General features: G+C 34.6%; 13 protein-coding genes. 12 read left to right on the forward strand and 1 reads right to left on the reverse strand.

Annotation, left to right across the window (positions count from 1 at the left end; all coding sequences use genetic code 11):
* The first annotated feature begins 60 nt into the window (after window positions 1-60).
* Both BAQ48_RS04670 and BAQ48_RS04675 read left to right on the forward strand, forming a co-directional pair.
* Window positions 61-1,665, forward strand: coding sequence for an ATP-binding protein (locus BAQ48_RS04670; protein ID WP_071710159.1), 1,605 nt, complete (start codon window positions 61-63; stop codon window positions 1,663-1,665).
* Window positions 1,665-2,357 carry a response regulator gene (locus BAQ48_RS04675; RefSeq protein ID WP_071710160.1) on the forward strand — a complete coding sequence of 231 codons (693 nt, stop codon included), beginning with the start codon at window positions 1,665-1,667 and terminating at the stop codon, window positions 2,355-2,357. The genes BAQ48_RS04670 and BAQ48_RS04675 overlap by 1 nt, the downstream gene beginning before the upstream one ends.
* Window positions 2,358-2,396: 39 nt before the next feature.
* On the opposite strand, the gene BAQ48_RS04680 is transcribed toward BAQ48_RS04675, so the two are convergent.
* A complete protein-coding gene (locus tag BAQ48_RS04680; RefSeq protein WP_071710161.1) occupies window positions 2,397-3,701 on the reverse strand; it encodes a CitMHS family transporter in 1,305 nt (434 codons plus the stop codon).
* A gap of 255 nt (window positions 3,702-3,956) precedes the next feature.
* Here BAQ48_RS04680 and BAQ48_RS04685 point away from each other — a divergent pair, with 255 nt between their 5' ends.
* From BAQ48_RS04685 to BAQ48_RS04730, 10 genes are all read left to right on the forward strand, one after another.
* Window positions 3,957-4,211 carry a hypothetical protein gene (locus tag BAQ48_RS04685; RefSeq protein WP_071710162.1) on the forward strand — a complete coding sequence of 85 codons (255 nt, stop codon included), beginning with the start codon at window positions 3,957-3,959 and terminating at the stop codon, window positions 4,209-4,211.
* 131 nt (window positions 4,212-4,342) lie between these two features.
* The gene (locus tag BAQ48_RS04690; RefSeq protein ID WP_071710163.1) at window positions 4,343-4,846 is read left to right on the forward strand and encodes a nitrous oxide reductase accessory protein NosL; all 504 of its coding nucleotides are present in this window, start codon (window positions 4,343-4,345) and stop codon (window positions 4,844-4,846) included.
* Window positions 4,847-5,136: 290 nt separating this feature from the next.
* Window positions 5,137-6,009, forward strand: coding sequence for an ankyrin repeat domain-containing protein (locus BAQ48_RS04695; protein WP_116758470.1), 873 nt, complete (start codon window positions 5,137-5,139; stop codon window positions 6,007-6,009).
* A gap of 422 nt (window positions 6,010-6,431) precedes the next feature.
* The gene (locus tag BAQ48_RS04700; RefSeq protein WP_071710164.1) at window positions 6,432-7,136 is read left to right on the forward strand and encodes a metallophosphoesterase family protein; all 705 of its coding nucleotides are present in this window, start codon (window positions 6,432-6,434) and stop codon (window positions 7,134-7,136) included.
* A 195-nt stretch (window positions 7,137-7,331) separates the two neighbouring features.
* Entirely contained in the window at window positions 7,332-8,003 is a 672-nt protein-coding gene (locus BAQ48_RS04705; protein WP_071710165.1) for a response regulator transcription factor, read from the forward strand.
* Window positions 8,000-9,250, forward strand: coding sequence for a sensor histidine kinase (locus BAQ48_RS04710; protein ID WP_071710166.1), 1,251 nt, complete (start codon window positions 8,000-8,002; stop codon window positions 9,248-9,250). The genes BAQ48_RS04705 and BAQ48_RS04710 overlap by 4 nt, the downstream gene beginning before the upstream one ends.
* Before the next feature lie 304 nt (window positions 9,251-9,554).
* Window positions 9,555-10,376: a transporter gene (locus BAQ48_RS04715; protein WP_071710167.1), complete on the forward strand. Its 822-nt coding sequence runs from the start codon at window positions 9,555-9,557 to the stop codon at window positions 10,374-10,376.
* Window positions 10,377-10,383: 7 nt separating this feature from the next.
* On the forward strand, window positions 10,384-11,139 hold the full coding sequence (locus BAQ48_RS04720; RefSeq protein ID WP_071710168.1) for a C39 family peptidase: 756 nt from the start codon (window positions 10,384-10,386) through the stop codon (window positions 11,137-11,139).
* A gap of 305 nt (window positions 11,140-11,444) precedes the next feature.
* Window positions 11,445-13,049 carry a sensor histidine kinase gene (locus BAQ48_RS04725; protein ID WP_071710169.1) on the forward strand — a complete coding sequence of 535 codons (1,605 nt, stop codon included), beginning with the start codon at window positions 11,445-11,447 and terminating at the stop codon, window positions 13,047-13,049.
* Window positions 13,046-13,753, forward strand: coding sequence for a response regulator (locus BAQ48_RS04730; RefSeq protein WP_071710170.1), 708 nt, complete (start codon window positions 13,046-13,048; stop codon window positions 13,751-13,753). The genes BAQ48_RS04725 and BAQ48_RS04730 overlap by 4 nt, the downstream gene beginning before the upstream one ends.
* Window positions 13,754-13,757 lie beyond the last annotated feature (4 nt).

Consider the following 13,757-nt stretch of genomic DNA (forward strand, 5'->3'; position numbering starts at 1 on the left):
TAAACGTAAAAAACTGTATATTCTTAAAATTAAACTTTAGGAAATGTTAGGGGAATGGTTTTGAAATTTAAAAAATTAAAACTACAACCGAGAATTATAATAACTATTAGTACACTTATCCTGGTTGTACTTCTGTTAACGAGTTATTTATTTTACTACATATTATCAGAAACAGTAGAAGAGCAAATTGGCAAAAGAGCTTTGCATGTTGCGAAAACAGTTGCCGCTATACCAGAAATCCAGGAAGCTTTTCAAAAAGAAAATCCGGCTTCTATAATTCAGCCAATTGCAGAAAAAATTCGAATTGATACAGATGCTGATTTTATTGTAGTTGGAAATAAAGAAGGGATTCGCTATGCGCATCCTAGGAAAGATAAAATTGGAGAAGCAATGGTTGGTGGAGATAACAAAGGAGTTCTATTAGAAGGGAAATCTTATGTTTCGAAAGCGACTGGATCATTAGGGCCTTCATTACGTGGAAAAGTTCCAATCCGTAATCAGGAAAATGCAATTATTGGTGTAGTATCTGTTGGTTTTTCAATGGATGACATTCATGGAGCAGTAGAAGTGTATGGTAAGCGTGTGTTTTGGATTACAGTAATAGGTTTGTTAATTGGGATCATCGGCTCTATATATTTAGCTGGAAGTATAAAAAGAATGATGTTTGGAATGGAACCAGAAGAAATTTCATCTTTATATGAAGAACATAGTACTGTCATTCAATCTGTACGTGAAGGGATTATTGTTATTGATCAAAATGGCATGATTAGTTTAGTCAATCAAGCAGCTTATGATATTCTTTCACTAGATATACAACAAAACATTATTGGAGAATTTATTTTAAATGTAATTCCTAATTCATCGATATTAGATGTACTACAAACTGGTGAAGAACAGTTTGATCGTCAATTAAATATAAAGGGGCAGGCTGTTATCGCTAATCGTCTACCTATTAAAGTAAATAATAAAGTAACTGGTGTTGTTTCGAGTTTACGTTTGAAGTCTGAAATGGATCAGTTAACTGCAGAGCTGTCTCAAACTAAGCAGTATACGGAAGCGTTACGAGCACAAACGCATGAATATAACAATCTTTTGTATACGCTTTCAGGTCTTATTCAATTAGAATCATATGAAGATGCTTTAGAGCTCATTCATAAGGAAACGGCAGTATATCAAGACTTTGTTCAATTCATTATGAAACGAATTCAAAATCCATGGCTAGGTGGAATTTTAATTGGATTTTATAATAGGGCAAGAGAGTTAAAGATTGATTTTGTATTAGATCGAGAAAGTAGTTTAGAAAAGTTAAGTCCACATATTGAGAGTAATTATGTTGTTTCTATTTTGGGGAATTTAATTACGAACGCATTTGAAGCAATTGAAAGAAAGCAAGAGGATGATAAGAAAGTTAGAATGTTTGTAACAGACATCGGTGAGGAAATAGTAATTGAAGTGGAAGATTCAGGACAAGGGATTCAAGATGAAATCATTACAAGTATATTCTATAAAGGCTTTTCGACGAAAGAAGGAGAAAAGCGAGGATATGGATTAGCAAAGGTGAAAGAGTTAGTAGAAGATTTAAATGGAAGTATTGCAATCGAAAAAGGGGATTTAGGTGGTGCGTTATTTATTATTGCATTACCGAAAGAGAGAGGCGAATTGTGATGACTGAGGAAATTGAAGTGTTGATAGTAGAAGATGATATTCGGATTGCGGAGATTCATCGCCGCTTTACTGAAAAAATTGAAGGATTTAAAGTAATTGGAACAGCAACGACTGGGGAGCAGGCAAAAGAATGGCTAGAACTTGTGCAGCCGCAACTTGTTTTATTGGATGTATACTTACCTGATATGCAAGGGACAGAGCTTGTTACATATATTAGGCATAACTTGCATAACACAGACATTATTATGATTACAGCTGCGTCAGAAACAGATGTCGTACGTCATGCTTTACGAGGAGGGGTAACAGATTATATCGTAAAGCCACTTATGTTTGATCGATTTAAAACAAGTTTAGAAAATTATCAAAAGAAGATTATACAGTTAAAGAAAACTGACCAATTATCACCAGAACAAATTGAACATCTCTGGTCTCAAAGAGGGGTGAAAGGTAATCCAATTGAATACGCTCCAAAAGGAATAGATCCTTTAACTTTAGCAAAAATACAAAAGCATATGTTAACAGTTCATGAAGAAGGTATTACCGCAGAGGTATTAAGCTCGATGGTCGGGGTGAGTCGATCAACAGCGAGGCGTTATTTAGAGTATTTAATATCTGGAAAGAAAGTACATGCAGAGCTTATATATGGGAGTGTAGGGAGACCGGAGAGAAGGTACTTTCTTGTTTCTTCATAAAAAAACAGTAGAGGATTTATTTTCTCTACTGTTTTTTTCTTATATTGGAATAATCCCAATCACAATTCCGGTAATTAACATAACCATCGTCGTTCCAACGGCCCAAAGTAACGTAAAGCGTTGGTGTTCACCAAAATCAACTTTGGCCATTCCAACTAATAAATAAGTGGATGCGACAAGAGGGCTTAATAAATGAACAGGTTGACCGAGTAAGGATGCGCGTCCCATTTCAGCTGCACTAATTCCGTAAGTAGCAGCTGCTTTCGTCAAAATAGGTAATACCCCAAAGTAAAATGCATCATTGGACATGAAAAATGTGAACGGCATACTCAAAAGAGCTGTAATAAGTGGCAATTGTGGTCCCAGTGCATCTGGTATAAGAGTTACTACACCTTGAGCCATTGCATCTACCATTTTTGTTCCAGATAAAATACCTGTGAAAATACCAGCAGCGAATACGAGAGAAACAACCGCTAATACGTTTCCTGCATGAGAAGCAATACGTTCTTTCTGTTGCTCTAAGTTTGGATAGTTAATCATAACAGCAATAGCGAAAGCGATTGTAAATAAAACAGGTAACGGCATAACTTCTAGTATGAGACACACGAGAAGTGAGGCAGTTAATAAAAAGTTAATCCATAATAGTTTAGGGCGTTTATGTACGGCTGCTTCGACTGTTGCAGCTTGTTCATCTATTGTTTGCATTTGTTTTAAATACTGTACATCCATAATTCCTAAACGTTTTCTTTCTTTTTTTCCAAGGTAGTAGGCAACGAAAACTACCCAAAGTGCACCAGCAATCATTCCTGGAATAAGTGGTGTGAAGAGCTCTGACGCATCAAGTCCAAGTGCGCTCATAACACGAGCGGTTGGTCCACCCCAAGGTGTAAGATTTGTCACTCCGGCCCCTAACATAACAACCCCAGCTAATATAAGTGGATTCATTCCGAGACGTTTATACAGCGGGTACATTGCAGAAACAGTAATCATATATGTTGTTGTTCCGTCACCATCTAATGAAACGATAATAGTAAGAATCGCTGTACCAACAACGATTTTTAAAGGATCACCTTTTACGAACCGTAAGATTTTGCTAATGACAGGATCAAATAAACCACTATCAATCATAATTCCAAAATATAAAATAGCGAACATAAGCATAATACCAGTAGGTGCTAATTTTTGAATTCCCTCTAGCATCATAGGTCCCATATTGGCATAGAAGCCGCCAATTAATGCAAAAACAATCGGAACTAATATTAATGCTACTAGTGCTGACATACGTTTCGTCATAATTAAAAACATAAAGACAAATACCATCGCAAATCCAAGTAGAGCTAACATATAATCTCCCCCTCCAAAAAATGATTACGCTTTCAAAATAAAATAAAAATTCAGAAAATAGTTTTTTGTTTATCATAGTGCCATCTATCCAAATGGTAAATAATTTGAAAAATAACACCATTAGAAGCATAATTTTTATTTTGGTCATTTTGTTCACGAAGGTAATTTTGAATTTTTAAAAATATAATTTACTACTTACAAGAATGATAGAATAAGGTGAAAATAGTGATGTGCGAAGTAGGGAGTAGATTTTAAATGGAAACGAGAATAGAAGAAATTTATAGTTCTTATGAAGGAAAAATAGAAGAGATTTTTGTTAATGAATCTTCTTACGTATATGAGTGGGAAAAATTAATGATGATCCGAAAAAATAACGGTGAGCTTGAAAAGGTTGCGGTCGGTATTAGTGGAAATATAAGATTAGTAAATGTAGAAATTGGACAGGAAATTAATGGAGATACATTGTTAGTTAAGTTAGAAGATGATTTATTAATTACAGGTTGTGAATGATGAGAGATGTGTAGACATGGCTACACATCTTTTTTGTTCCATATATTACAAAAGGCACATTGTTTTTTCACAAATCACACACAAGTTTTTGATATGCTCCTTGTAGAAGATAGGGTTAGGGAGGAAATGAAATGCGAACAAAGTATGTGATGCTTGCTATATGTTTATTCTTTGTCTTTACAATTGTAGGGTGTGGTAAGAAACAAGCAGAGGCTGTGGCAATTGATGAGAAACATGATAAGTGTGATATTTGCCAGATTGGGGTAATGGATAATCAATTTGCAACAGAAATTATTTTAGAAAATGGAAAAGCATTAAAATTTGATGATATCGGTTGTATGTATAAATGGATGGAGATTAATCCAGGTGAAAAGACGAAAGAAAAATTTGTTCGAGATTATGATTCGAAAGAGTGGATTTCATTAGAAGATGCGACTTACGTATATGATAAAACAATAACGACACCGATGGCTTATAATGTTATTTCATTTGAAAATAAAAGGGATGCAGAAAGCTTTGTGTCTAACTATAAAGGGAAAGTTCTTTCGTATAAAGAGCTAGCTGAGCATAAATGGGAAATGAATAAAGAGATGATGGGGAACCCGAAAAAGGGAAATCACGGTGGGCATCATTAATAATAGAAAAAGGCAACTACATAAGTTGCCTTTTTCTATTATTACTCAGGTGCAAATATAGAAAAGGTGTAAAATTTTTTGAAGAACGGTTACAATGGAATATAGTAACCTAAAGCAATCATTTACCCACTTTTTAGAAATGTATACAAATGCGGCAAAAACGTGCTAAACTAATTGCTTCATAATGTTAATGATGAGGCCACCTGGCGTATCATTCCAATAGGTTGAGAAACATGGTATAAGTTTAAGATAATCCGATTCAAGAAGGAATATAAAGGGCTTATGGATAAATGTACTCAAGAAGAGTTATTGTATGTGATGGAGGAATGGTTAAGAAAACATTATCTTTCATAGGAGCTGTAATTGTGAGAAAACAAAAAATTTTATTATGCATGTTATTAGGACTTTTAATGACGGTAGTGGCTTGCGATAAGCAAGAAGAACCAGAATCAAAACCGGTTCATGTGAAAAACGAAAAGAAAAAAGAAAAGCATAAAGAACAAGAAGAAGTTAAAGAAGAAAAAAGTATAAATTTAATGGACAAACAGTTGTTACTTTCTGCGACTCTTGGAGACACAGAAACAGCTATGAAGCTGATTCAGGACGGAGCCAATATCAATGTGGAAGGTGACAACGGAGAAACACCTATCCTTGCAGCAACGTATCAAAATCATGTAGAGACAGTCAAAGCATTAATTGAGGCCGGCGCTAATATTGAAGTCAAAGATGAGAAAAAAAGCAATCCATTTCTTTATGCGAGTAGAGAAGGATATACGGATATTGTAAAGCTATTAATTGCTGCAGGAGTTAATACGAAAGAAACGACTAGGTCAGGTGGAACTGCACTCATTTCTGCATCTGAGCGTGGTCATGTAGAAGTTGTTAAAGAATTATTAGACCATACAGATATTGATGTGAATTATAAAAATGACCGTGGTGGAACAGCTTTAGTAGAAGCAATTGTATTAGGAAATGGTAGTGAAAGTCATAAGAAAGTAATTCAAATGCTTATTGAGCATGGTGCAGATGTAAATATGGCTAATAAGGAAAATATTACGCCGCTGCAGTATGCTGAAAAAAGAGGTTTTAAAGATATTGCAAATATGTTGAGGGTGGCTGGAGCGAATGAAGTAGTACAGCCACAACCACAGCCGGTGGAATAACAAAAAGAAAGCCGTATCCTTTTAAGGATACGGCTTTCTTTACAGGGAGATAAGGGATCAAAGAAATGATGAACTCTTATCTCTTTTATATGAGTAAAGGGTCTAGAACGAATATTGTCCTTTTCATTATTTATTTAACTCCATTGCAACTTGTTTACCATTTACGAAAACCTCTGCTACCGCTACTACAACTTCCATCACTTTTTTCATATCTCATCTCTCCTTGTTTTTTGTTTCATTTCTTACTTTCAGTATAAGGAAATGGAGTGATTGCAACCATCGAATTGGATGACAAGAGACTTACATTGTTGTAAGGATAATCATTTTATTTCTAATAAATATGATTTCGGATTTGAGTTCAGAAATTTCTGCCGTTTTGAACTATAATTAGAAAGAGAGTGGCTTAGAAAGAAGGGGATAATATGAAAAGAATTCTGGTTATTAGTGATATTCATGGAGAAATAGAAAAGTTCGAACAGTTATTGGAAGAAGCTCAATACGATGCAAAACAGGATCAACTAATTTTATTAGGGGATTATGTAGATCGTGGTACAAATGCGCGTGCAGTAATTGAAAAGGTAAAAGAGTTAAAAGAAGAAGGAGCCTTCGTTCTAAAGGGAAATCATGAAGATATGATGATTAAAGCGTTAACGACTGATGAGGAACGCTCATGGAACCATTGGGTAAAAAGGAATGGTGGAGATAAGACTTTATACAGCTATGGATTTGTAGAAGAAGATATTGTAGTTAATGAGGAAGACTTCCAAAAACCGATTTTACAATCGCATGTTTTAGAAGAACATGTAAAGTTTATTCAAGAATTAAATCATTACATTGAAACAGAAGAGTATATATTTGTACATGCTGGTGTTGAGCCATTGAAACGAGTTTCTGAATGTGAACCATATACGTTAATGTGGATCCGTAATGAGTTTCATAATGGATATAGCGGTGAAAAGGTTGTTGTATTTGGTCATACGGAAACAAAAACGTTTCATGGAAATGATAATTGTAATGTGTATTTTGGAAATAACCGTATTATAGGAATTGATGGTGGTGCTGTATATGGTGGCCAGCTAAATTGCTTAGAATTGCCGAGTAAAAAGGTGTACGTAGTAAAAAGTTGAAAGAGATAAGGAGAATCTTATTTCTTTCAACTTTTTATTAAGCAAAATTTAAGGAAGAGCTTTTATAATAAGTTTTTCAAATTTTATATCGAGAAAAACGTTAGAAGGAAATGGTTAAAAATAGAATTACATTCTGTTTTTATGAAAGAAATGTGATCATAAATAGAATCGAATGATATGGTGGAAGGTGAGAATATGCGCTTACTTGTAGTAGAAGATAATGCCTCGTTATTAGAGTCTATCGTACAAATTTTACGTGATGAATTTGAAGTGGATACAGCGTTAAATGGAGAAGACGGGTTGTTTTTAGCACTGCAAAACATATATGATGCAATTTTGCTTGATGTAATGATGCCAGAAATGGACGGATTTGAAGTGATTCAAAAAATACGTAATGAAAAGATTGAAACGCCAGTCCTGTTTTTGACAGCGAGAGATTCTTTAGAAGATCGAGTGAAAGGATTGGATTTTGGTGGAGACGATTATATCGTTAAGCCGTTTCAAGCTCCAGAATTAAAGGCGAGAATTCGCGCTTTGTTGCGCAGAAGTGGTAGTTTAACAACAAAGCAGACCATTCGCTATAAAGGAATTGAATTGTTCGGAAAAGATAAAGACGTTCAAGTAGATGGACAAGGTATTAAACTGACATTAAAACAATATGAGCTTCTAGAGTATCTTGTTCAAAATAGCGGAAAGATTTTAATGCGTGAACAAATTTTTGATCGTGTTTGGGGATTTGATTCAGATACGACAGTAGCCATCGTAGAAGTGTATGTTCATCACTTACGTAAAAAATTAGAGCCATTCGGTTATCAGAAAGATATTCAAACTGTTCGTGGTATTGGATATATATTAAAAGAACAATGAAAAAGGGGAGTATGTTTGAAAAAACACGTATTCGTCTAACTATATTAAATTCGTTAGTGTTTATCATATTAATAGGCGTATTAGGTAGTATTATTTATTCGTACACATATAAGCGTATTTATAATGAAGTGGATGCATCCATAGAAAAAATGGTTCAGCATAGAGAGATTTTAGACGGTAAAAAACCGCCTAAAAAATTTAGGGGATATCTTCAAATTGGAGATCCAAGGATAATGAAGTTAACTTGGAGTGGAAAAACTGTGGAGATAGGTATCGAAAATCCAAAATTCCGTCTTATGTTTGAAGAAAACTTAGAAAAGTTTTCTCCAAAAAAGTTAGGGACTTTGCAAGATATTGAAGTGCAAGGACTATATTTTAGAACATATGCTTTTCAAGAAAATGGAAAAACGATTCAAATTGTACGCGATATAACAGCTGAGGAAGAGATGCTAAATACTTTATTTTTAATTCTTGTTATCGGCTGTAGCATAGGAAGTTTATGTGCAATAGGTATTGGATTCTTTCTAGCTGGCAGAGCGCTCGTACCTATTCAAAATTCATGGGAGAAGCAGCAGCAATTCGTTTCTGATGCATCGCATGAATTAAGGACACCGCTTGCGGTTATTCAATCAAAAACAGATGTATTATTCCAGTCTCCATCCGCTACGATAGAAGAAAAAGCGATGGATATCTCTACAATTTCAAAGGAATGTAGGCGGTTATCGAAATTAGTTAGCAATTTATTATTGTTAGCACGCTCAGATTCTAATCAGATTGAGATGGATAAGAAAACATTTGGACTGGATAAATTGTTAGAAGAAATCGTAGAGCCATATAAAGAAATTGCTTCTTATCAAGAAAAAGAGATGATATTAAAAGTAGAACGTGACATATCGTTTATGGGAGATAGAGAGAGGATTCATCAAATGATGGTTATATTGCTAGATAATGCGATGAAGTATACAAATGAAGGCGGGCATATTCAAATTGATTGCACACAAACGAGCGGTTCAATTCGTATACAGGTCAAGGATGATGGGATAGGAGTGAAAGAAGATGATATTCCGAAACTATTTGATCGTTTTTATCAGGGGGATAAAGCAAGAAGTAAGTCAGAAGGAGCTGGATTAGGTCTTTCAATTGCAAATTGGATTGTCGAAAAGCATTATGGAAAAATATCAGTAGAGAGCAAATGGGGAGAGGGCACTTGTTTTGAAGTAATTCTACCTAAAAATCAAAAAATATAAGTGAGAAGACGACCTTGTTGTTACAAGATCGTCTTTTTTTAAGGGAAAGTTAAGGAACTGTTTATATCATGTATTGTATAAGGAAAGCTTGATACATGAAGAAGCAATTATAGAGGGTTTTATCGATCATAATGTTATCTCAAGCAGCGGTGAGATGTATGTATAATATTAAAAAAATTATCCCGCTATTTGTGGGCAGTAAAACTCCCACCTTAAAACTCAGCCGAAGATGAATCTTCACATTGAGTATAGTTTCACTTTATGGGAATGATGGAAAAGACAGTGAAAGAGGGAGGAAGTAAATTTGAAAAAGAAAATGATGACGGTATTCACTATTGGAGTGATGAGTTTAAGTATATTAGGGGGTGCCTCTCCTTCTGAAACACAAAAGGGAAAAACAGATTACACGCAGCGTAGTAAAGAACAATTAAACAATGGCAAGATACACGTAGCGCATACAGAAGAAAAAGCAGAGAAGCTCGGTATTGAAACAGAAGGAAAAGAACAGATTACGCTAGAAAAAGAAATTCATGAAACAGAAGTGGGAAGAGAAGCGCAGCAGTTAGGGATTTCGATTGAAGGAAAAGATGTTGGAACTCTTTCAGAAGAAATCTATGAAACAAAAGTGAAGCAAGAAGCGTTAAAGTTGGGCATATCTATAGAGAATACATCAATTGTAAATTTAATTACTCAAATTAATACGATTAAAATTAATGATGAAGCGGATAAATTAGGCATTTCGACAAATGGAAAAGAAATAGAAGACATAGCGGAAGAAATCTATGGAACGAAAGTAAGAGAAGAAGCAGGAAAGTTAGGTATTTCACAAAAAGGAAAAGAGATAGAGGAGTTAGCGCAAGAAGTGTACGAACAAAAAGTACAGGATGAAGCGAAAAAATATCATATTGATTTGTACGGTAAAGATATATATCAAGTATTAAGAGAAATTAATGAACAAAAAGTATTGCAAATGGCAGATGAGCTTAATATGGACAAAACGAATATGAATATTCAAGATCTAATAGAAAAGATAAAAAAGGATGAACCAGAGAAAGGAAAAGAACTAAATTTTGTACCGATGATTCGAACGGATGCTGACGCGTTTTATTCTTATTTAACGAATTAAAAAGGGCGTGAGAGTGATACGGAAATTGAAGTGGTATATATGTATAGCTTTACTAGGTGCAGCAGTATGGAGTGTATATACAAATGGAATTCCAAAGTTTGTGGAGAGGTTAATATTTTCAAATATACAAAGCGGAAAACGAACGGAGTTTAGTAATAATGACGAAAAGGTTATCTTATCAAATGTGCCTTTAATTCAGCAATTACCAGAGCTGGATAGAGGGTGTGAAGTGACAAGTTTAGCAATGATGTTACAATATGCAGGCGTTTCAGTAGATAAAATGAAATTAGCAAATGAAATAAAAAAAGTTGATTTTATGAACGATGGTGTACGTGGAAATCCGAATGAAGGATTTGTAGGTAATATTTATACTTTTTCTGAATCCGGATACGGTGTATATCACGGACCACTTTTTCAGTTAGCAAAAAAATATTTACCGAATAGAGCCGTGGACTTAACGGGGAAGAGTATAGAAGAAATGTATAAGAGTGTAAAAGCCGGGCAACCGGTAGTTATGATTACGAATGCAACGTTTGCACCATTAGATGAAGATGAATTTACTACATGGAAAACAAAAAGCGGAGATGTTTCTATTACGTATAATGAACATTGTGTTGTACTTGTTGGATACGATAAGGAATCTGTATATATTCGAGATCCTCTCGATGATAGCTTAGATGTAAAAGTGCCGAGAGAAGACTTTGAAAAGGCGTGGGTGCAGATGGGGAGTCAGGCGATTAGTTACGTAAAGAACTCAAAATAAATTAGGAAAAAGGGCTTTAACTATATAACTGTAAGGTGATGGATAGAGGGATTATAGAAGAGAAATTTTAAGTTCTACTACCCATGTTATTTCTCAAATTAATCAAATAGTAGAAACAACGAAGAGAGTCGCTGGAGATACAAAAGAAGTGACAAATGCTATTGATGAAATTGCTGCGGCCGCAGAAGAACTACAAGAAATGACTAGTACATTTGAAGTATAATAACAGCAAATAAGTAAGTAAGGTGAAAATAATATCACCTTACTTATTTTTCTATTTAGCAATTAGGGGAGTTATTAACGGGATGAAAAAAAGAAAAAAACTATGGAATTTATGGAAAACGATTACATTACTAGTGTGTACAGTTGTAATTTTTTCTTTACTCGTAACAGATCTTTTAATTAGCCATAATGTTGAACGAACGACAGAAGAAAGTCAGGCAGAGAAGGCAAAAACGATTGCACGTATTGTGGCAAATGATTCTATTGTAATTGATGGGTTGGCGGGGAAGGTAGATACCTCCTTGATTCAAGGGTATACAAATAAGCTATTAAAGAGTACGGATGTTCAATTTATTGTCGTTATGGATATGAATGGAATCCGGAAATCTCACCCCGATCCTCAAAAAATAGGGCAACATTTCATTGGAGGAGATGAAGGAACGGCATTGAAGGGAAAGGAACATGTGTCGCTAGCAGAAGGAACTTTAGGGGTCTCTATGAGAGTATTTATACCGGTTTTTTCTGAAACAGGGGAACAACTTGGAGTGGTTGCGGTTGGAATTTCAGCAGATAATGTAAAAGAGAGGGTTAAGGAAAGTAGACATATCATGTATATCGGTGTTGGAGTTGGGCTATTGGTTGGCATTATAGGAGCGATATTGCTAGCTAGACATATAAAGAAAAGTTTATTTGGTCTTGAGCCGCATAGGATAGCGAAAATTCTTGAAGAAAGAAATACGATGTTACAATCGGTCAAAGAAGGTATTATTGCTGTAGATAAAGAAGCGAAAGTAACGTTAATTAATAATGAAGCAAAGCGGCTATTTAAGAAAAGTGGACTTAAAGACGACTTTATCGGTAAAGATGTTGAATTGTATATGCCTAATTCACGTATAAAAGAAGTGCTGCAAACAGGAGTGGTACAATTAAACGAAGAACAAAATATTTATGGAATTACGATTGTTACGAATCGTGTTCCTTTATATGTAAAAGGAGAAATAGTTGGCGCGATTGCAACATTTCGTGATAAAACAGAGATTAGAAAATTAGCAGAGGAATTAACTGGCATTAGGCTATATGCGGAAGCGCTACGGGCACAATCTCATGAATTTATGAATAAGATGCATGTCGTGCTAGGACTTACACATATGAAACAGTATGAAGAACTCCAAAAATATGTGAGTAGTATGGTATCCGAGCATCAATATGAAATTGGCGGGGTTATGAAAAAAATTAAAAATCCAGTATTTGCTGGCTTTTTACTAGGTAAACTTAGCTATTCTAGAGAGAAAAATATAAATTTAATTATAAGTGAAGATGCTTACTTGCCGGAGATATATGATGAAAGTATTACTCATGAACTTATTACGATTGTCGGAAATTTAATAGATAATGCATTAGAGGCAGTGATGAATTGTGAAAAAAAACAAGTTGAAATCGGGATACAGTATGGGGATAAATTGACTATTACAGTACAAGATACGGGGAATGGTATAAAAGAAGAGGAGATTTATACATTATTTACAAAAGGTTATTCCACAAAAGGAGACAATCGTGGATATGGTTTGTATCTTGTAAAAGAAAGTATACAGCGAATAAATGGCGAAATTCACATTTCCTCATTGTTAGGAGAGGGAACAACGATAATAATTGAAATACCTAAAGGTAGGGATGAGAGGCAAATATGATTAAAGTTTTAATTGTAGAAGATGACCCGATGGTAGCGATGTTAAATACACATTATTTAGAGCAAGTAGGAGGGTTTGAACTTGTTCATGCAGTTAACTCGGTAAAATCGGCGATAGAAGCATTAGAAAAATCACAAGTAGATTTAGTGTTACTTGATATTTTTATGCCTGGAGAGACTGGATTCGAGCTTTTAATGTATATTCGGAATCAAGAAAAAGAAATCGATATTATGATGATTTCAGCTGTACACGATATGGGGAGTATTAAAAAAGCATTACAATACGGGGTTATAGATTATTTAATTAAACCATTTACATTTGAACGATTTAAAGAGGCATTAACTATATATCGAGAAAAACTCACTTTTATGAAAGAGCAACAAAAAATTAGTCAATCGGAATTAGATTCATTAATTTTGCAAAAAGAAAAAAGAGAGCCTACTGTCACTAAAGAGCTCCCGAAAGGATTAACGAAGCAAACGTTACAATTAATTTGGCAGAAGATCGAGTTGCTGAATGGAGGAGCGTTTACAACAGATGAAATGGCGCAATTAGTAGGGGTCTCAAGAGTTTCTATTCGAAAGTATGTTATGTTTTTGACTGAAATTGGAGTGTTAGAAAACGAAATGGTATATCAACATGTGGGAAGACCTGTAAGTAAATTAAGATGTGTTGACCAAAATAAAATAGAGTTTTACGTATAAGCGA

The sequence above is a fragment of the Bacillus luti genome (assembly GCF_001884105.1).
GTDB classification, from domain to species: Bacteria; Bacillota; Bacilli; order Bacillales; family Bacillaceae_G; genus Bacillus_A; species Bacillus_A luti.